This is a genomic window from Enterobacter cloacae complex sp. HYC074_NIDB (assembly GCF_056673345.1).
Map to the genome: position 1 here is coordinate 576,412 of NZ_CP114214.1, position 19,459 is coordinate 595,870.

At 58.6% G+C, this 19,459-nt stretch carries 16 protein-coding genes; 11 read left to right on the forward strand and 5 right to left on the reverse strand.

Features of this window, described 5'->3' with window-relative positions; translation table 11 throughout:
- Positions 1-242: 242 nt before the first annotated feature.
- The 10 genes from O1724_RS02805 (at position 243) to O1724_RS02850 (ending at position 8,911) form a co-directional block, all read left to right on the forward strand.
- Positions 243-581 carry a PRD domain-containing protein gene (locus tag O1724_RS02805; RefSeq protein ID WP_026080657.1) on the forward strand — a complete coding sequence of 113 codons (339 nt, stop codon included), beginning with the start codon at positions 243-245 and terminating at the stop codon, positions 579-581.
- A 10-nt stretch (positions 582-591) separates the two neighbouring features.
- Positions 592-954 (forward strand): SFCGS family glycine-rich protein, encoded by a 363-nt coding sequence (locus tag O1724_RS02810; protein ID WP_006810339.1) that lies wholly within the window; start codon positions 592-594, stop codon positions 952-954.
- 2 nt (positions 955-956) lie between these two features.
- Complete coding sequence (locus O1724_RS02815) at positions 957-1,256, forward strand: DUF4312 family protein (protein ID WP_023324060.1); 300 nt, start codon at positions 957-959, stop codon at positions 1,254-1,256.
- Positions 1,257-1,278: 22 nt separating this feature from the next.
- Positions 1,279-2,055, forward strand: a complete 777-nt coding sequence (locus O1724_RS02820) for a DUF4311 domain-containing protein (RefSeq protein WP_058652376.1) — start codon at positions 1,279-1,281, stop codon at positions 2,053-2,055.
- Between the two features lie 13 nt (positions 2,056-2,068).
- Entirely contained in the window at positions 2,069-2,710 is a 642-nt protein-coding gene (locus tag O1724_RS02825) for a DUF4310 family protein (protein WP_003856081.1), read from the forward strand.
- Between the two features lie 42 nt (positions 2,711-2,752).
- Positions 2,753-3,886, forward strand: coding sequence for an amidohydrolase/deacetylase family metallohydrolase (locus O1724_RS02830; protein WP_063978780.1), 1,134 nt, complete (start codon positions 2,753-2,755; stop codon positions 3,884-3,886).
- Positions 3,870-4,988: a DgaE family pyridoxal phosphate-dependent ammonia lyase gene (locus O1724_RS02835; protein WP_032608372.1), complete on the forward strand. Its 1,119-nt coding sequence runs from the start codon at positions 3,870-3,872 to the stop codon at positions 4,986-4,988. Before O1724_RS02830 ends, O1724_RS02835 begins: the two co-directional genes overlap by 17 nt.
- Positions 4,985-5,725 carry a 2-dehydro-3-deoxy-phosphogluconate aldolase gene (gene dagF, locus O1724_RS02840; RefSeq protein ID WP_023315284.1) on the forward strand — a complete coding sequence of 247 codons (741 nt, stop codon included), beginning with the start codon at positions 4,985-4,987 and terminating at the stop codon, positions 5,723-5,725. Before O1724_RS02835 ends, dagF begins: the two co-directional genes overlap by 4 nt.
- Positions 5,726-5,844: 119 nt before the next feature.
- The gene (locus O1724_RS02845; protein ID WP_023324063.1) at positions 5,845-6,981 is read left to right on the forward strand and encodes a lactonase family protein; all 1,137 of its coding nucleotides are present in this window, start codon (positions 5,845-5,847) and stop codon (positions 6,979-6,981) included.
- Positions 6,982-7,000: 19 nt separating this feature from the next.
- The gene (locus O1724_RS02850) at positions 7,001-8,911 is read left to right on the forward strand and encodes a BglG family transcription antiterminator (RefSeq protein ID WP_126297122.1); all 1,911 of its coding nucleotides are present in this window, start codon (positions 7,001-7,003) and stop codon (positions 8,909-8,911) included.
- A 32-nt stretch (positions 8,912-8,943) separates the two neighbouring features.
- On the opposite strand, the gene nrdG is transcribed toward O1724_RS02850, so the two are convergent.
- The 5 genes from nrdG to treR all read right to left on the reverse strand — a co-directional run bounded on the left by nrdG (position 8,944) and on the right by treR (position 16,248).
- On the reverse strand, positions 8,944-9,408 hold the full coding sequence (nrdG, locus tag O1724_RS02855) for an anaerobic ribonucleoside-triphosphate reductase-activating protein (RefSeq protein WP_003856093.1): 465 nt from the start codon (positions 9,406-9,408) through the stop codon (positions 8,944-8,946).
- Positions 9,409-9,547: 139 nt separating this feature from the next.
- A complete protein-coding gene (nrdD, locus tag O1724_RS02860) occupies positions 9,548-11,686 on the reverse strand; it encodes an anaerobic ribonucleoside-triphosphate reductase (protein WP_003863406.1) in 2,139 nt (712 codons plus the stop codon).
- Positions 11,687-12,059: 373 nt separating this feature from the next.
- Positions 12,060-13,703 (reverse strand): alpha,alpha-phosphotrehalase, encoded by a 1,644-nt coding sequence (gene treC / locus O1724_RS02865; protein ID WP_048241489.1) that lies wholly within the window; start codon positions 13,701-13,703, stop codon positions 12,060-12,062.
- Positions 13,704-13,754: 51 nt separating this feature from the next.
- Positions 13,755-15,173: a PTS trehalose transporter subunit IIBC gene (treB, locus tag O1724_RS02870; protein WP_045330778.1), complete on the reverse strand. Its 1,419-nt coding sequence runs from the start codon at positions 15,171-15,173 to the stop codon at positions 13,755-13,757.
- 127 nt (positions 15,174-15,300) lie between these two features.
- Entirely contained in the window at positions 15,301-16,248 is a 948-nt protein-coding gene (gene treR, locus O1724_RS02875; RefSeq protein ID WP_015572520.1) for a trehalose operon repressor TreR, read from the reverse strand.
- A 387-nt stretch (positions 16,249-16,635) separates the two neighbouring features.
- On the opposite strand from treR, the gene mgtA reads away from it, so the two are divergent.
- Positions 16,636-19,344 (forward strand): magnesium-translocating P-type ATPase, encoded by a 2,709-nt coding sequence (gene mgtA, locus O1724_RS02880; RefSeq protein WP_045350684.1) that lies wholly within the window; start codon positions 16,636-16,638, stop codon positions 19,342-19,344.
- The last annotated feature ends 115 nt before the right edge of the window (positions 19,345-19,459 follow it).

The following is a 19,459-nucleotide window of genomic DNA, read 5'->3' on the forward strand; positions in this document are numbered from 1 at the left end:
TATCCACGTCACATTTCTACGAGCCTGCTCGTAATCTTTTCCACTCCGCTTAGCAGTCTAATACCGCGTAATAGCGTGATATTCATCACGTAAATCCAGCGATTTATACAGATTCACCGCATTTATGTGGCACAGATCACTGCCGCTGCTCGCCTTTCCACTTCGAAGTGGAAAACAACTCGCTACAAACAATTCCCCCTCGACGTTAGTTTTATTCCAGAGCCATTAACGGGGTAAGACGAGTGATTAACGGAGCGGTAATGAACGACGTTGGGGAACAGGCGGTGCAAACAGAACAGCTCGCGAACACCATGCTTCAGCAGGTCTACGCCCTGCTGGCCCGGCACAACATCATCCCCAACGCGGTACAGGAGCAGATGCTGACCTCCCACGTTCGCGCAATGGCGCACCGGTCCGTGACCGGCGAGCCGCTGCCGGAGGTTGAAGCAGAGCTGTTCGACGAAATTTCACCAGATTCAATGCAACTTGCCCGTGAAGTGGTAGCGCAGTTCGGCAACCTTCCTGATGAAGAGGCCTGGCTGCTCTCCGTTCACTTCGAAGTCGCGAAAGACAACCTTTAAGGAGCAACACATGGAACAGATTACAGTCGTGATTGGCGATCGCCTGGGTAAAGGTCAGAAAGTGGCTGCGGGTGTGGAAAAAGCCGGCGGACGCGCGGTTGTCGTACCGGGCATGGCAGCGGATATGAAGCTCGGTGACGTGATGAAAGCGGAAAACGCCACCTTCGGCATCTCCTTCTGCGGCAGCGGCGGCGCGGGCGCCATCACCGCTCAGACCAAATATGGCTACAAGGCCAAATACGGAATGCGCTCCGTGGATGAGGGTGTGACCGCCATCAACGAAGGCTGCAACGTGCTGGGCTTTGGCTTTATGGATAAAGAAGAGCTGGGCGAGCGTCTGGTACAGGCGTGGCAGAAGAAATACGGCGCGTAAGCATGAAAGAACAGTTCACAACCACGGTGAGAGTGAAGGGGAAGGGCGACGCCAAAGCGCGCGCCTTTGCCGACGCGCTCAACCACGTTCAGGCCGCGGTGATGAAAACCTCACCGCATATCTTACTGCGTATTGAGCCACAGGATGTGCAGGTCGTTCAGGCGCAAGAAGCGGTGCGAAAAGAAGCGTTTCTGTTCTTCTTTCTGCGCCGGGAAAGACGCACCTACAGCGTGGAGCTGGATGTGACCGTCAACGTGACAGCCATCAATCTCGACCAGGTGGATTTCGTCACGCAACGCTGATTATTCATAAAAGGGCAGACTGATGTTCTTAATTATATTAATAAAATCGCTCATCATCGGCGGCCTGGTAGGCGTCGGTGTCGGGGCCGGGGCTGCACGCATGTTTCATGCGCCTACCACTCAGGGTATGGGCGCGTTTCGTACGTTGGGGGAACTGAACTCCTGCGAAGGGGATCCGGCGTCCCACTTCTCCTTTGGGTTAGGTTTCTTCTTTAACGCCTGGGCCTCTTCCGTGGCCGCAGGTGCCTTCACACAGGACGTTGACCACCGCATCATCCCAAACTGGGGTGCTGCCGCGCTGATGATCAAAAACCGTAACGTCGGTGAAACGCTGCATGACCCGCGCAAAATGGCGATTGCCTGCGGCATCATCGGCATGATTGTCGTGACCTTCCTTAACCTGACCGCCTCCTCCGTGCCCGCAGCGCTTCAGGTCACCGCCGTGAAGGTGCTGGTGCCTGCCGCGAACCTGCTGGTCAACACCGTGATGCCGGTAATCTTCTGGCTGGCGGCCATCGACGCGGGTAAAAAATCGGGCTTCTGGGCCACCATCTTTGGCGGCGCGGCACAGCTGATCATGGGTAACGCCGTACCGGGTCTGGTACTGGGTATTCTGATCGGTAAAGGCGTGGAGGAGAGCGGCTGGAACCACGTCACCAAAGTGATGATGGGGGCGATCGTTCTGCTCTTCGTGCTGAGCGGCTTCTTCCGCGGCTTCGACATGAAGATGATCGAATCCTTCCATCTGACCGTGCCGAACTGGCTCGACATGATCCACAACTCGCTCAGCGGTAAATAACAGGAGCCTCGACATGGAACAGAATAAAGGTTTTTGGTATGCCGACTGGTCGTTCCCGATCTTCGTTGGCCTGCTCTCCTCCGGCGTCTTTGCCGGGACGCACATGTACTACCTCTACGGCATCGGCGCGTTTAACGAAGTGGCCTTCGTGGCGATGCTGAAAGCGGGCATTGATACCGGCGTTTACGGCGCAGTGGCGGCATTTGGCGCGAGCTTCCTGTTCGCCCGAATTATCGAAGGGTCGCTGGTAGGTATTCTTGATATCGGCGGGGCGATCCAGACCGGCGTGGGCCTCGGCGTACCGGCGCTGCTGCTGGGCGCGGGGATCATGTTCCCGGTGACCAACTTCATTGCCTCGCTGATTACCGGCCTGGTGATTGGTCTGGCGATTGGCTACGTCATCATCCTGGCGCGTAAGTTCACCATCAACCAGAGCAACTCCACCTACGGCGCAGACGTGATGATGGGCGCGGGTAACGCCTCCGGCCGCTTCCTCGGGCCGTTGATTATCCTCAGCGCCATGACCGCCTCCATTCCAATCGGCGTCGGTTCCCTGGTAGGCGCGCTGCTGTTCTACATCTGGCAGAAGCCGATTACCGGTGGCGCCATCCTCGGCGCAATGATTTTGGGATGGCTGTTCCCGGTCGCCCTTTAATACCCGCGGGCGCTCCGGCGCCCGCCCTATCAGGAGAACCCCATGTTTGATTTACTCCTGCGCCGTGCGCGCCTCGCCGACGATACCCTGACCGATATCGCCATTCAGGACGGGAAGATCGCCGCGACGGGCGAAATTGACGCTCCCGCCCGTAAAACGGTTGAGCTTAACGGTGATGTGTTCGTCAGCGCGGGCTGGATTGACTCCCACGTCCACTGCTACCCGAACTCCCCGATTTACCACGACGAGCCGGACAGCGTGGGCATTGCCACCGGCGTCACCACCGTGGTGGACGCGGGCAGCACCGGGGCCGACGACGTGGACGATTTCTACACCATCACCCGCAAAGCCTCCACCGAGGTGTTTGCCCTGCTGAACATCTCCCGCGTGGGGCTGATCGCCCAGAACGAGCTGGCCAATATGGCCAATATTGACGCCGACGCGGTGAAAGAGGCGGTGAAACGGCATCCTGATTTTATCGTCGGCCTGAAGGCGCGCATGAGCAGCAGCGTGGTCGGTGAAAACGGCATCACCCCGCTGGCGCGCGCGAAAGCGATCCAGAAAGAGAACGGCGACCTGCCGCTGATGGTGCACATTGGCAACAACCCGCCGAACCTCGACGAAATCGCCGAGCTGCTGAGCTCCGGCGACATCATCACCCACTGCTACAACGGCAAGCCAAACCGCATCCTGACGCCCTCCGGCGAGCTGCGTGCCTCCATTACCTCCGCCCTGAAGCGCGGCGTGCGTCTGGACGTTGGCCACGGTACGGCGAGCTTCAGCTTTGAAGTGGCGAAGCGCGCTATTGCGATGGGCATTCTGCCGCACACCATCAGCTCGGATATTTACTGCCGCAACCGCATCAACGGCCCGGTCGGCTCGCTGGCAAGCGTGATGTCGAAATTCCTCGCCATCGGCATGTCATTGCCGCAGGTGATTGACTGCGTCACCGCCAACGCCGCCGACGGCCTGCGCCTGACGCGCAAAGGCCGCATTCAGCCTGGCCTCGACGCCGATCTGACGCTGTTTACCCTCAAGCGCCAGCCGACGGTGCTGACGGATGCCGAAAACGACAGCCTACAGGCTGAACACATTCTGGTGCCGCTTGCCGCGATCCGCGCGGGCAAGGGCTACATGACCGAACAAGGGAGCACGGAACATGCCTTCGATTTATGAGAAGTACAACTTAAAGCAGGTTATCAACACCTCTGGCCGCATGACGGCGCTGGGTGTCTCCACGCCGCGCCCGGAAGTGGTGCAGGCGGCGATGGACGGCATGAATCACTATTTCGAGATGAAGGATCTGGTCAATAAAACCGGGGAATACATCGCGAAGCTGCTGGAGGTGGAAGGGGCGACGGTGGTCTCCTGCGCGTCGGCGGGCATTGCCCAGTCCGTGGCGGCTGTGCTGGTGAAAGACAGCGACTGGCTGCTGGAAAACCTGCACGTCACACCGATTGAAAATAACGAGATCGTCCTGCCGAAAGGCCACAACGTGAATTTTGGCGCGCCGGTGGGCACCATGGTGGCGCTTGGCGGCGGCAAGCTGGTGGAAGCGGGCTACGCCAACGAATGTTCCGCCGATCAGCTGGCGGCGGCGATCACCCCGCGCACGGCGGCTATCCTCTACATTAAATCGCACCACTGCGTGCAGAAAAGCATGCTCAGCGTCGAGCAGGCGGCGGTTGTCGCGCGTAAACACGACTTGCCGCTGATCGTTGATGCCGCGGCGGAAGAAGATCTGCATACCTATTACCGATCCGGCGCCGATCTGGTGATCTACAGCGGCGCGAAGGCGATCGAAGGCCCAACCAGCGGCCTGGTGATTGGCAAAACCCAGTACGTTGAGTGGGTGAAGCGCCAGACGGCGGGCATTGGCCGCGCGATGAAGGTGGGCAAAGAGGGCATTCTTGGCCTGACCTGCGCCATCGAACACTACCTGACGGCCACCAAGGAGAGCGGCGCCGAGATGGTGGCGAAAATGACGCCGTTTATCGAGGCGCTCAACACCCTTAACGGTGTGACCGCGCGCGTGGTCTGGGACAGCGCCGGACGCGACATCGCCCGCACCGAAATTAAGTTCGACGAAGCCACCACCGGCGTCGGCACGGGTGACCTGGTGAATGCGCTCAAGCAGGGCGAATACGCCATCTATTTCCGTGGCTACAAGGCCAACGAAGGGATTATTGAGGCGGACGTGCGCAGCGTAAACGCTGACCAGCTGAACATTGTGTACCGCCGCATTAGTGAAGTATTAGGACAGGAGAAAAACGCATGAAACTGACCCCCAACTTTTACCGTGACCGCGTCTGTCTGAACGTGCTGGCAGGCTCAAAGGCCAACGCCAGCGCCATCTATGAGGCGGCGGAAGGCCACGTGCTGGTGGGCGTGCTCTCCAAAAATTACCCGGACGTGGCGAGCGCGGTCGCGGATATGCGTGAATACGCGAAGCTGATTGATAACGCGCTCTCCGTTGGCCTGGGCGCGGGCGATCCGAACCAGTCGGCGATGGTGAGTGAAATCTCCCGCCAGGTGCAGCCGCAGCACGTTAACCAGGTCTTTACCGGCGTGGCCACCAGCCGCGCGCTGCTGGGGCAAAATGACTCCGTGGTCAACGGTCTGGTCTCTCCGACCGGTACCGTCGGGATGGTGAAAATCTCCACCGGCCCGCTGAGCAGCAACGCGCCGGACGGCATTGTCCCGGTTGAAACCGCCATCGCCCTGCTGAAAGATTTCGGCGGGAGCTCCATCAAGTACTTTCCGATGGGCGGCCTGAAATGCCGTGACGAATACCAGGCGGTGGCGGAAGCCTGCGCCCGTCACGACTTCTGGCTGGAGCCGACCGGGGGAATCGATCTGGAGAACTTCGAGGCGATCTTGCAGATCGCCCTCGACGCGGGCGTGAGCAAAATCATCCCGCATATCTACAGCTCGATTATCGATAAAGCCAGCGGTGATACGCGCCCAGAAGATGTGCGCACGCTGCTGGCGATGACGAAGAAGCTGGTGAAGTAAAACCTGCCCCTCACCCCAGCCCTCTCCCCAAAGGGGAGAGGGTGTAATCGTCCCCTCTCCCCTTTGGGGAGAGGGTTAGGGTGAGGGGAAACAAACCGCACACACCCGAAGGAGCCACCATGCACACCCGTACCCTGCTTGTTGCTTCACTCTCTTTACTTGCTACCTCTGCTATTGCTCAAAACCAGTACGCCTGGGTGGGCACCTACAACCCCAACGGCGAAGGGCTGTACCGCTTTACCGTCGACCCGCAAACCGGTGCGCTGAACGATAAAACGCTGGTGAGCAAGCTGCCGAACGCCGCGCAGTTAACCGTCTCACACGACGGCAAAACGCTCTATCTGGCAAGCGAAGTGGAGCAGGGCGTGGTGCAGGCGCTGCGCATCGGCGATAACGGCACGCTGAGCGAGCTGAATCAGGTGGCCTCCGGCGGCGCGGGGCCGGTATATCTTTCCCTGACGCCGAACGGTAAACATCTGCTGGTGGCAAACTACATCAGCGGAACTGTCGCGGTGCTGCCCGTTAACGCAGACGGCAGCCTGAGCGATGCTACGGACACCCATCAGGACAAAGGCGAACCGGGCGCGGCGAAGCCGGAAGCTGCCGTCGAGGGCAGTTTCGCCATCAGCGATCATAACGGCCCGCATGCGCACATGATCGCCGCCGATCCGAGCGGGAAATACGTTTTTTCCACCGATCTGGGGCTGGATCGCATCTATCAGTACCGTTTTGACGATCAAACCGGGAAGCTGACTCCGAACGATCCGCCGTTTATCAGCGCCTCCTCAAAAGGGGCCGGGCCGCGCCACTTCGTCTTTACGCCGAAAGGTGATGCCCTGTGGCTGATTAACGAAGAGGCGTCTACGCTCACCCATTATGCGCTGGACAGTAATGGCAGGCTGAAAGAGGGTAAAACGGTTTCAGCCCTGCCGGACGGTTATAAAGGCACCAGTTTTGCTGCCGGGCTGGCGCTAAGTGCCGACGGGAAACAGCTGTATGTCGCTAACCGTTTGCATAACAGCATCGGGCACTTTACCGTAACGGCAGAGGGTACGCTGACGCATCAGGATGATGTCTGGACGCGCGGCGACTATCCGCGCACCCTGACGCTCGATAAGCAGGGTCGCTGGCTGTACGTCATGAACCAGCGCAGCGACAACATTACCCGTTTCCGCGTGGCACCGGACGGCAAGCTGAGCGCCGAGCCAGACTATACCCCGGTCGGCAGCCCATCCCAGATGGTCATTTCACCTTAAGCCGTAAGAGGACAACGACGTGCGATTTCCGAACCAACGTTTAGCGCAACTTTTCGATCTGTTGCAAAACGAGACGCTGCCGCAGGACGAGCTGGCGCAGCGGCTGTCGGTTTCCACGCGAACCGTCCGGGCGGATATCACCGCCCTGAACGCGCTGCTGGCCAGCCACGGCGCGCAGTTCATTTTGAGCCGGGGCAACGGCTATCAGCTCAAAATTAATGATGTGGCGCGCTATCAGCAATTGCAGGCGTCCCACCCGCGCGCGCTGCGTATTCCGCGAACCGGACCTGAGCGCGTGCACTATCTGGTGGTGCGTTTTCTGACGTCAGCCTTTTCCATCAAGCTGGAGGATCTGGCCGATGAGTGGTTCGTCAGCCGGGCCACGTTGCAGAGCGACATGGTGGAAGTGCGCGAGTGGTTTCACCGTTACAACCTGACGCTGGAAACCCGCCCTCGCCACGGCATGAAGCTGTTTGGCAGCGAGATGGCGATACGCGCCTGCCTGACCGACCTCCTGTGGGAGCTGGCGCAGCAGGACAGCCTGAACCCGCTGGTGACCGACGTGGCGCTGAACGCGGGCGTGGCGGAAAAGATGGTGCCGGTGCTGCACGATGCGCTGACGCGCCATCACATTCGCCTGACCGACGAAGGCGAGCTGTTCCTGCGCCTGTACTGCGCGGTGTCGGTGCGGCGCATCAGCGAAGGGTATCCGCTGCCGGAATTCCACGCGGAAGACGTGGAAGAGAACGTGCATGAGGCGGCGAAAGATATCGCGGTGGCTATCCAGGAGCTGGCGGGCAAAGCGCTGTCGCCGTCAGAAGAGAGCTGGCTGTGCGTGCACATTGCGGCGCGGCAGATCCAGGAGATCGCCCCGAGCGCCATTAACGCTGACGACGACGAAGCCCTGGTCAACTACATTCTGCGCTACATCAACACCCACTATAACTACAACCTGTTGAGCGACGAGCAACTGCATGCAGATCTGCTCACGCACATCAAAACCATGATTACCCGCGTGCGGTATCAAATCATGATCCCCAATCCGTTGCTGGATAACATCAAGCAGCACTACCCGATGGCGTGGGATATGACCCTCGCGGCGGTGTCGAGCTGGGGAAAATACACCCCGTATGTGATCAGCGAAAACGAAATTGGTTTTCTGGTGCTGCATATCGGCGTCGGGCTGGAGCGCCACTACAACATCGGCTACCAGCGCCAGCCGCGGGTGCTGCTGGTATGCGACGCAGGTAACGCGATGGTGCGCATGATCGAGGCGGTACTTCAGCGTAAATACCCGCAGATTGAGGTGACGCGCACGCTCACCCTTCGCGAGTACGAGCTTGCCGATGCCATTGGCGAAGACTTTGTGATCTCCACCGCCCGTGTGAGCGAAAAATCCAAACCGGTGGTGATGATCGCCCCGTTCCCGACCGATTATCAGTTAGAGCAGATCGGCAAGCTGGTGCTGGTGGACCGCACCCGGCCGTGGATGCTGGAAAAATACTTCGACGCGGCCCATTTCCGCATTATCGACAAGCCTGTCGACCAGCAAACGCTGTTCCGCGAGCTGTGTGAACAGCTTGAAGCAGAGGGCTTTGTCGGTACGGAGTTTCTGGATTCGGTTATCGAGCGTGAAGCCATCGTCAGCACCATGCTCGGCGACGGCATTGCGCTGCCGCACTCCCTCGGCCTGCTGGCGCAAAAAACGGTGGTCTACACCGTGCTGGCGCCGCAGGGCATTCAGTGGGGAGATGAAACCGCCCATGTCATCTTCCTGCTCGCCATCAGCAAAAGCGAGTACGAAGAGGCAATGGCGATTTACGACATCTTTGTCACTTTCCTGCGTGAACGCGCGATGGCGCGCCTGTGCCAGTGCAAGAATTTTGCGGCGTTTAAGGCTGTGGCGATGGAGAGTTTGAGTCGGTTTTGACGTTCAGGCGGACAGAGGATATCCGCCTTCATTCAACGCAGATGATGCACAACCTGGTTGCTGCTGCCGCGCCAGATAAGCATAGGATCTTTTAGATCCTGCATGAACTTGCCGTCGACCAGGACGTTAATTAGATCCACCACTTCCATCTGCTGCGCATTCAGTTCATCCAGCTTATAGCCCGTCCAGACCCAGATGTCTTTTCCCGCGCACTCGTGGTGGATGCGTTTTACCAGCTTCAGGATCTCCGGCACGTTTTGCGGATGGAGCGGGTCGCCGCCGGAGAGCGAGATCCCCTGGCGTTTGATGCGCGTGTCGTTCAGGTCGTTGATGATGCGGTCTTCCATCTCAGCGGTAAACGGCATACCCGAGTTCAGGCGCCAGGTGCTTTTGTTGTAGCAGCCGGGGCACTCGTGAACGCAGCCTGATACAAACAGGGTACAGCGGGTGCCGGGGCCGTTGACGATGTCGACGGGGTAGTACTGGTGATAATTCATAGCGTTAACCTGATGCCCTCACCCCGGCCCTCTCCCACAGGGAGAGGGAGAAAACCGGTGGCCGGAATAACAATGTGCTCGATCGGTTCCCTCTCCCTTGAGGGAGAGGGGTAGGGTGGGGGGACACCCTGCGCAGAACTTACCCGATCTGCCCATTCCCCAGATGTTTCACCCTGCGCTTCACCTCTTCCTGCTTACCGGCGTTAAACGGACGGGCATCCGGGCTGCCGAGGTAGCCGCACACGCGGCGGGTCACGGAGACGCGGGCTGCATCGTGGTTACCGCATTTCGGACAGGTGAAGCCTTTGCTGGTGCACTCGAACTCACCGGTAAAGCCGCACTCGTAGCACTCGTCAATTGGCGTGTTGGTTCCGTAGTACGGCACGTGCTGATAGCTGTAATCCCACACGTCTTCCAGCGCCTTCAGGTTGTGCTGAATGTTCGGGTACTCGCCATAGCAGATAAAACCGCCGTTCGCGATGGGCGGATAAGCCGCTTCGAAGTCGATCTTGTCGTACGGGTTCACCTTCTTCTCCACATCGAGGTGGAAGCTGTTGGTGTAGTAACCTTTGTCGGTCACGCCTTCCACGATGCCGAATTCGGCGGTGTCCAGACGGCAGAAGCGATCGCAGAGGTTTTCACTCGGCGTGCTGTACAGGCTGAAACCGTAACCAGTTTCCTCTTTCCACTGGTCTACCGCATCGCGCAGGCGCTGCACAATCGCGATACCCTTCTCACGCAGGGCGTCGTTGTCATAGATATGCTTGTCGCCAAACAGCGCGTTAATCGTTTCGTGAATGCCGATATAGCCAAGAGAGATCGACGCGCGACCGTTTTTGAAGATCTCCGACACATCATCGTCCGCTTTCAGGCGCACGCCGCAGGCCCCTTCCATATAGAGAATTGGCGCGACGCGGGCTTTCACCCCTTCAAGACGGGCGATGCGGGTCATCAGCGCCTTACGTGCCAGCTGTAAACGTTCATCCAGCAGCGTCCAGAAGGCCGCTTCATTCCCTTTGGCTTCCAGCGCGATGCGCGGCAGGTTCAGGCTGATGACGCCCAGGTTGTTGCGCCCGTCGTGGATCTGCTCGCCGTTCTCATCTTCGTACACGCCGAGGAAGCTGCGGCAGCCCATTGGCGTTTTAAACGAACCCGTGACTTTTACCACCTGGTCGTAGTTGAGGATATCCGGGTACATACGCTTGCTCGCGCACTCCAGTGCCAGCTGTTTGATGTCGTAGTTCGGATCGCCAAACTTGTGGTTCAGGCCGTCGCGAATGGCGAACACCAGTTTCGGGAACACCGCCGTTTTACGGTTTTTACCGAGGCCGGAGATACGGTTGCGCAGAATAGACTGCTGGATCAGGCGTGATTCCCAGCTGGTGCCGAGGCCAAACCCGAAGGTCACAAACGGCGTCTGGCCGTTGGCGGTGTGCAGCGTGTTTACCTCATATTCCAGCGACTGGAAGGCGTCGTAGCACTCTTTCTCGGTGCGGGAACGGGCGTAACCGTCAGCATTCGGGATCTGCCACTCTTCCGCCGTTTTACGGTGTTTGTTGAAGCTCTCGGTCACGAACGGGGCCAGCACTTCATCAATGCGGTTAATAGTGGTGCCGCCATAGATGTGGCTCGCCACCTGGGCGATGATCTGCGCCGTGACCGCCGTCGCGGTGGAGATGGATTTCGGCGGCTCAATCTCGGCGTTACCCATTTTAAAACCGTGGGTCAGCATGCCTTTCAGGTCGATCAGCATGCAGTTAAACATCGGGAAGAACGGCGAGTAGTCGAGATCGTGATAGTGGATCTCACCGCGCTCGTGCGCCGAGACTACATCGCGCGGCAGCAGATGCTGACGGGCATAGTGCTTGGCGACGATACCGGCCAGCAGGTCGCGCTGGGTCGGGATCACTTTGCTGTCTTTATTGGCATTTTCATTGAGCAGCGACGAGTTGGTTTGCTCTACCAGGCCGCGGATCTCCTGGTTAAGGCGACCCCGTTTCTCACGCTGGACGTCACGGTCGTGACGATACTCAATGTAGGCGCGCGCCAGCTGCTTGTACGGACCAGACATCAGCTGGTTTTCAACCGCGGTCTGGATCTCGTTGATATCCACCTGGCTGCGTTCATGCATCTGGCTGCTAACGACTTCTGCGACGGTGGCGCAGTAATCTGCGTCATCGACTCCCGCTGCTTTAGCTGCACGCAGAATGGCTTCTTTGATGCGCTCTGATTTAAACGGCACTTTACAGCCATCACGTTTCATCACATGCGGTGTCATGATCACTCCATTTTAAAAACAGGTTATCCACAGAGGTGGAGAAGTATTCACCGGGCGTATTCCTCGCCGCGGCAAAGACTTCCCGCGTGCCCAGCCCGTGTTATCCACAATTCCGGCCAGCGTAAGCGCCGTCTTGTTGTTGGAATAGTAGACGATAAATACAATATGTTGGGTCGGCGTGCATTTTAAGTGCTACATATAGTGATTTGCATCAAACATGTTTGCGATTTTTTTGATGCAGGACAAAGTAAAAAGACGAGAGTACAAACGGCGGGCGCTGGGGCAATTGTAAAGACGCGAAGGAAAAATCTGATTAATTATTCAACAAAAACAGCAAAGTAAGCCGGACACGGCATCGTGCCCGGCGGAGGAATTACTGCTTTAGCCACCACACGGCTTCAAACGGACGAAGCATTGAGGTGTGAGGGGCGGGGTAGTTGCTTATCACCACCTGCGACTCGCCGCTGAGAGCGTCCGCTTGCCATTCCTGAGGCAAATGGCTCAGGTTCGCCACCACCATCAGCGTTTGCCCCTGCCACTGGCGGCGATAGCACCACAGGGAAGGGTGGTCAGGCAGGAGATCCTCATAATCCCCCCACGTCAGTACCGGCAGGGTTTTGCGCAGGCGAATCAGCGACTGGTAGGTGTAGAACACCGAATCGGGGTCGTCCAGCGCCGCGCGGACATTCACGGTTTCGTAGTTGTCGCAAACGCCAATCCACGGCTCGGCCTCGGTAAAGCCCGCATTATGCGAGGCGTCCCACTGCATCGGCGTGCGGCCATTATCGCGTGACTTACTCGCCAGAATCGCCAGTAGTTCATCGGTATCGCGTCCGTTAGCCCGCTGTTCGGCGAACATGTTCAGACTTTCCACGTCGCGGTAGTCGGTGATACGGCTGAAATGCGGGTTGGTCATACCCAGCTCTTCACCCTGGTAGATATACGGCGTGCCCTGCATCCCGTGCAGCACCATACCGAGCATTTTCGCCGCCGCCACGCGGTGTTCCCCTTCGTCACCAAAGCGCGACACGATGCGCGGCTGGTCATGGTTACACCAGAACAGCGCGTTCCAGGCTTTGTTGTGCATCCCCTGCTGCCAGTGGCGGAAAAGGGTTTTCAGCGCCACGAAGTCCGGCTTTGCCTTCGTCCATTTTTCGCCGCCGGGGTAGTCCACCTTGAGGTGGTGGAAGTTAAAGGTCATCGACAGCTCGCGGCCATCAAGAGACGCGTACTGCTGGCAGTTCTCCAGCGAGGTGGAGGACATCTCGCCCACCGTCATCAGGTTACGCGGGGTAAAGACGTCCCGGCTCATCTCCTGAAGATATTCGTGGATGCGCGGCCCGTCAGTGTAGAAGCGGCGACCGTCGCCGAGGGTATCGTCCGGGAAATCCTGATCTTTTGAAATCAGGTTAATCACGTCCAGACGCAAGCCGTCCACGCCGCGATCGGCCCAGAACTCGCACACTTTTTTCAGCTCGGCGCGCACCGCCGGGTTTTCCCAGTTGAGATCCGCCTGCTCCGGTGCGAACAGGTGCAGATAATACTGCTCGCTTTCGGCGTGCCAGCGCCAGGCGTTGCCGCCAAATTTGGAGCGCCAGTTGTTGGGAAGCGTATCCGGCGTACCGTCGCGCCAGATATAGAACTGGCGGTACGGACTCGCTTTATCCAGCGACTCGCGGAACCAGGCGTGCTGCGTGGACGTGTGGTTAAAGACCATATCCAGCACGATGCGGATACCGTGTTCATGCGCCCGGGCAACCAGTTCGTCAAAGTCGTCCAGCGTGCCGTAGGTCGGGTCAATGGCAGTGTAGTTCGCCACGTCGTAACCGTTATCCACCTGCGGCGAGATATAAAACGGCGTCAGCCAGATAGCGTCAATGCCGAGGGTTTTCAGGTAGTCCAGGCGCTGCGTTACGCCGCGTAGATCGCCCGTGCCGCTGCCGGTGGTATCCTGGAAACTCTTTGGGTAAATCTGATAGATGACGCCGTTCTGCCACCAGTGAGGAAGGGTATTCATAGTGCGTTCCTGCAAATGCGAAGGGGCGCAACTGCGCCCCGAAAGAGAGAATTAAACAATCTGCAGCGAGCCCTGACGGAACTTACGCTGGTAAACCACGGTGGTCAGCGCCATTGGGACGATGATGGCGATGGCCATTGCCAGGGCAAACACCTGCCAGTAAGCGGGCTGGATGGAGAGGATGCCCGGCAGGCCGCCGACGCCAATCCCGTTCGCCATCACGCCGTTCAGTCCACACACCAGGCCCGCCAGACCGGAGCCGATCATCGCGCAAAGCATCGGGAAGCGGTATTTGAGGTTGATACCGTACATCGCCGGTTCAGTGACGCCGAGGTAAGCGGAGATGGCAGCCGGAACGGAGATCTCACGCTCGTTGTGCTTACGGCTGACGATGATGATGCCGGTTACCGCTGAGGCCTGCGCAATGTTAGACAGGGCGATGATCGGCCAGACAGGCGTACCGCCGAGGCTCTGGATCATTTGCATATCGATCGCCAGCGTGGTCTGGTGCACGCCGGTGATCACCAGCGGAGCGTAGAGGAAGCCAAACAGCGCGGCACCGATTGGCGCGAAGCTGCCGGTCATCAGGTGACGGACCGCGAAGGCCACGCCGTCGCCAATCATGCGGCCAAACGGACCGATAAAGGCGTGCGCCAGGAACACCGCCAGGATCAGCGAGCAGACCGGGACCACCACCAGATACAGGTAATCCGGCACGATGCGCTTCAGGCGCGTCTCAATAAAGCCCAGCGCCAGACCCGCCAGCAATGCCGGGATTACCTGCGCCTGATAGCCCACTTTGGCGATGGTAAACAGGCCGAAGTTCCACACCTCTGGCGTTTGCTGACCAAGTAAGTAAGCGTTCATTAACTGCGGAGAGACCAGCGTCACGCCGAGCACGATACCGAGAATTGGCGTTCCGCCCATCTTGCGCACCGCGGACCAGCAGATTCCGACCGGCAGATAGAAGAAGATCGCTTCGCCAATCAGCCACAGGAAGTCATAGATACTTTGCAGCGCCGGGTACATCTGCGCCAGGGTTTTGCCGTCGCTCATTGGCACATCGCCGATGACGTTACGGAAGCCCAGAATTAAGCCCCCGCTGATCAGCGCTGGCAGCAGCGGGAAGAAGATCTCCGCAAAATGGGAAATCAGCTGCTCATGCCATTTCATATTCTGACGCGCGGCCTTCTTCGCCTGCTCTTTATCTGCGGAAGAGTGCCCGGTAGTCGCCAGCAGAGCCTGATAGTAATCGCCCACTTCGGTACCAATCACCACCTGGAACTGCCCGGCATTGGTGAAGCAGCCTTTAACCATGGAAAGCTCTTCAATGGCCTTCGGGTTGGCTTTGGCCGGATCGTTCAGCACGAAGCGCAGGCGGGTAATGCAATGGCTGACGGTGGCGATGTTGTCGCGTCCGCCGACCAGGACGATCAGCTGATCGATATCTGTTTGTTTGACTTTACTCATCATGAAACCTCATGACAGATGGTGATAGGGGTTATGACCTGTGCGCAAGCCTACTCCTTCAACGTGACGGCGAAAATGGGAACGTTCCCGAAATCGGGCGAAGATCACAATAATCTATTCAAAAGAATTATGAGAGATGGGCTGGGATAACGATCTGACGGGGCTCGGTACGCCCGGTAATTTGCTCGATCAGCTGCGCGGCAGCCTGCCGGCCAGATTCGGCGTAACCCGGATCAACGCTGATAATCTCCGGGTGTAAGAACTTCATCAGCGGCGTGCTTCCCACGCTCGCTAATTGCAGCTCCCCGATGCGCTGCTCCTGCAAATATTTGCTCGCACCCAATGCAAGGGTATCCGTGGCGCATACCAGGGCGGTGGTTTGTGGCGTCAGCACGCTGGCGACCTGTTCATATCCCTGTTTCATACCCAGACCGGGCAGCGCGGCCACGGCGGGGAGATTGTGTTTTTTACAAAACGCCAGGTACGCTTCATGGCGACGCTTGCCGGTGGTGATGTCGGCATGCGGCACGCCGAGATAGCTAATATGCCGATGGCCCTGTTCATACAGGCGCTGCATCAGGATCACGATCGCCCCTTCGTCATCGTAACAGACAGAGGCAAACCCGCTTGCGTCGCGCGCCAGCAGCACCAGTGACGGCTGCCAGGGTTTAAGCACGTCCTCTTTTAGGCCGGTAAATCCGAACAGCACCACCCCATCAATATTACGGCGCTGAAGCATACCGAGATGCTCCTCCACCATTTGCGCGGAGAACTTGCTCTCCATCATGATCGGATCGTAGCCCTGCTCGTAGAACGCGGGCAGCATCGTCTGTACGGCGAGGTTTTCGGAGAGGGAATCCAGACGCGAGACGATAATGGCGACCACTTTATCGCTCTGCCCGCGCATGGCGCGCGCGGAGCGGGAAGGGGAAAAACCGTGCTGATTCATCACCGCCTCGACGCGCTCGCGTGTGCGCTCGCTGACACCGCTTTCGTTGTTCAGCACGCGTGAGACAGTCGATTTCCCCACGCCGCTTAAACGCGCGATGTCTTTAATCGTAAGGCGGTTCTGCATGCTGTATTCCCTGTAACAACGATAAAATAATCAATTGAGCCTAATGCTATCCTGCGAATTCGCTATGGGCAAAGTCTGGTTTACGTTCGGTTTATTTGCAGGGCGTTATAATACCGCCCGATTAGTCACAAACGGTATGGATAAATCTCTATACTGCGCGCCGATACCCAACTTTTTACTTACCGGAGGCCACATGGATCCCGATCCCACACCTCTCCTGACCCGGAGAAAACCTTCTTACCGGTAAGCCAGCTTTTTGCTGTCTCACCGGCGTGAGGCAGCAACGTTCATACGTTCCTGCTTGATAAATTAAGTGCCTGACAGGTACGGCTTTGCCACGCCTGCGGGAAAGACTGCGTCCGCCTTTGCGGATGCGGGGGAATGACTATGCTGAAAAATATCACCCGGCAGCTGCAAGCGCTGCTGAGCCGTCACCTGCCACATCGCCTGATTGCGCGCGATCCGCTGCCAAATGCCAACACCATGGCGGGAGCGGCGATTCCCACCTCCCTGACCGAGCGCTGCCTGAACGTGGCGGCGATGGATGAAAACGAAGTCTGGCGCGCCTTTGGCGGCCACCCGGAAGGGCTGAACGCGCAAGAAGTGTCAAAAATCCGCGCGGAACATGGCGATAACCAGATCCCGGCGCAGAAACCCTCTCCCTGGTGGGTCCACCTGTGGCTCTGCTACCGCAATCCGTTCAACCTGCTGCTGACGGTGCTCGGGATTATCTCTTACGCCACTGAAGATCTGTTTGCCGCAGGCGTGATTGCCCTGATGGTAGGGATCTCCACGCTGCTGAACTTTATTCAGGAAGCGCGCTCCACCAAAGCGGCGGATGCGCTGAAAGCGATGGTCAGCAACACCGCCACCGTGTCGCGCGTGATTAACGACCTCGGCGAAAACGCCTGGATTGAGCTTCCCATTGACCAGCTGGTGCCGGGCGATCTGGTGAAGCTGGCGGCGGGGGACATGATCCCGGCGGATTTACGTATCATCCAGGCGCGGGATCTGTTCGTCGCGCAGGCGTCACTCACCGGTGAATCCCTGCCCGTAGAGAAGGTGGCGCGGACCCGCGATCCGCAGCAGATGAACCCGCTGGAGTGCGACACCCTGTGCTTTATGGGCACCACGGTGGTTAGTGGCACCGCGCAGGCGATTGTCACCGCCACCGGCGGCAATACATGGTTTGGACAGCTTGCCGGACGCGTCAGCGAGCAGGAGAGCGAGCCGAATGCGTTCCAGAAAGGCATTGGCCGCGTCAGCATGCTGCTGATCCGCTTTATGATGGTCATGACGCCGATTGTCCTGCTGATCAACGGCTACACCAAAGGCGACTGGTGGGAAGCGGCGCTGTTCGCGCTCTCCGTGGCTGTGGGCTTAACGCCGGAAATGCTGCCGATGATTGTCACCTCCACGCTGGCGCGCGGGGCGGTCAAACTCTCTAAACAAAAGGTGATTGTTAAACACCTCGACGCCATCCAGAACTTTGGCGCGATGGACATTCTTTGCACCGATAAAACCGGCACCCTGACCCAGGACAAAATCGTGCTGGAGAACCACACCGACATCGCCGGTAAAACCAGCGAGCGCGTGCTGTACAGCGCGTGGCTGAACAGCCACTACCAGACCGGGCTGAAAAACCTGCTCGACGTGGCGGTGCTGGAAGGTGTGGATGAAGAGTCTGCCCGCATGCTCTCCGGGCGCTGGCAGAAGGTGGACGAAATTCCGTTCGACTTTGAACGACGCCGCATGTCGGTGGTGGTCAGCGAGCAGCCGGACGTGCATCAGCTGATCTGCAAAGGGGCATTGCAGGAGATCCTGAATGTTTCCACGCAGGTGCGCCATAACGGCGAGATCGTGCCGCTGGATGAGACCATGCTGCGCCGCATCAAACGCGTCACCGATAACCTGAACCGCCAGGGGCTGCGCGTGGTGGCGGTAGCCAGCAAGTTCCTGCCCGCGCGGGAAGGGGACTACCAGCGTATCGATGAATCTGATTTGATCCTCGAGGGTTACATCGCATTCCTCGATCCGCCGAAAGAGACCACCGCACCTGCGCTGAAAGCGCTGAAAGCGAGCGGTATCACCGTCAAAATTCTCACCGGCGACAGCGAGCTGGTGGCGGCCAAAGTGTGCCACGAAGTCGGCCTGGACGCGGGCGACGTCGTCGTGGGGAGCGACATTGAGCTCCTGTCTGACGATGAGCTGGCCGACCTTGCCCAACGCACCACGCTGTTTGCCCGCCTGACGCCGATGCATAAAGAACGCATCGTCACTCTGCTGCGTCGCGAAGGGCACGTGGTGGGCTTTATGGGCGACGGCATCAACGATGCGCCAGCCCTGCGTGCGGCGGATATCGGTATCTCCGTAGACGGCGCGGTGGATATTGCCCGCGAAGCGGCGGATATCATTCTGCTGGAAAAGAGCCTGATGGTGCTGGAGGAGGGCGTCATCGAAGGGCGTCGCACCTTCGCCAATATGCTCAAATACATCAAAATGACCGCCAGCTCGAACTTCGGCAACGTCTTCAGCGTGCTGGTGGCGAGCGCGTTTCTGCCGTTTCTGCCGATGCTGCCGCTGCATCTGCTGATCCAGAACCTGATGTACGATGTCTCTCAGGTCGCCATCCCGTTTGATAACGTCGACGACGAGCAGATCCAGAAGCCGCAGCGCTGGAACCCCGCCGATCTGGGGCGCTTTATGCTGTTCTTTGGGCCGATCAGCTCCATCTTCGACATTCTGACCTTCTGCCTGATGTGGTTTGTGTTCCACGCCAACACCCCGGAACACCAGACGCTGTTCCAGTCCGGCTGGTTCGTGGTGGGGCTGCTGTCTCAGACGCTGATTGTGCACATGATCCGCACCCGCCGCATTCCGTTCATTCAGAGCCGTGCCGCGTGGCCGCTGATTGTGATGACGGGCATTGTGATGGCGCTCGGGATCGCGCTGCCGTTCTCGCCGCTGGCAAGCTACCTACAACTTCAGGCGCTACCGCTGAGCTACTTCCCATGGCTGGTGGCGATCCTCGCGGGTTACATGGTGCTGACGCAGATGGTGAAGGGGTTTTATAGCCGTCGGTATGGGTGGCAGTAACGGCAAGCCCGGTGGCGCTGCGCTTACCGGGCCTACGATCCGAACGTAGGCCGGGTAAGGCGAAGCCGCCACCCGGCAGCTGGCTTTCCTCCCAAATTCAACAACCTGTGATCTC

What these genes read in the sequence shown, in the direction of transcription:
- O1724_RS02810 (WP_006810339.1), top strand. Translation starts at nt 592, where the DNA reads ATGGAACAGATTACAGTCGTGATTGGCGATCGCCTGGGTAAAGGTCAG.
- O1724_RS02830 (WP_063978780.1), top strand. Translation starts at nt 2,753, where the DNA reads ATGTTTGATTTACTCCTGCGCCGTGCGCGCCTCGCCGACGATACCCTG.
- dagF (WP_023315284.1), top strand. Translation starts at nt 4,985, where the DNA reads ATGAAACTGACCCCCAACTTTTACCGTGACCGCGTCTGTCTGAACGTG.
- nrdD (WP_003863406.1), bottom strand. Translation starts at nt 11,686, where the DNA reads ATGACACCGCATGTGATGAAACGTGATGGCTGTAAAGTGCCGTTTAAA.
- O1724_RS02845 (WP_023324063.1), top strand. Translation starts at nt 5,845, where the DNA reads ATGCACACCCGTACCCTGCTTGTTGCTTCACTCTCTTTACTTGCTACC.
- O1724_RS02835 (WP_032608372.1), top strand. Translation starts at nt 3,870, where the DNA reads ATGCCTTCGATTTATGAGAAGTACAACTTAAAGCAGGTTATCAACACC.
- mgtA (WP_045350684.1), top strand. Translation starts at nt 16,636, where the DNA reads ATGCTGAAAAATATCACCCGGCAGCTGCAAGCGCTGCTGAGCCGTCAC.
- O1724_RS02825 (WP_003856081.1), top strand. Translation starts at nt 2,069, where the DNA reads ATGGAACAGAATAAAGGTTTTTGGTATGCCGACTGGTCGTTCCCGATC.
- O1724_RS02820 (WP_058652376.1), top strand. Translation starts at nt 1,279, where the DNA reads ATGTTCTTAATTATATTAATAAAATCGCTCATCATCGGCGGCCTGGTA.
- nrdG (WP_003856093.1), bottom strand. Translation starts at nt 9,408, where the DNA reads ATGAATTATCACCAGTACTACCCCGTCGACATCGTCAACGGCCCCGGC.
- O1724_RS02815 (WP_023324060.1), top strand. Translation starts at nt 957, where the DNA reads ATGAAAGAACAGTTCACAACCACGGTGAGAGTGAAGGGGAAGGGCGAC.
- treC (WP_048241489.1), bottom strand. Translation starts at nt 13,703, where the DNA reads ATGAATACCCTTCCTCACTGGTGGCAGAACGGCGTCATCTATCAGATT.
- treR (WP_015572520.1), bottom strand. Translation starts at nt 16,248, where the DNA reads ATGCAGAACCGCCTTACGATTAAAGACATCGCGCGTTTAAGCGGCGTG.
- treB (WP_045330778.1), bottom strand. Translation starts at nt 15,173, where the DNA reads ATGAGTAAAGTCAAACAAACAGATATCGATCAGCTGATCGTCCTGGTC.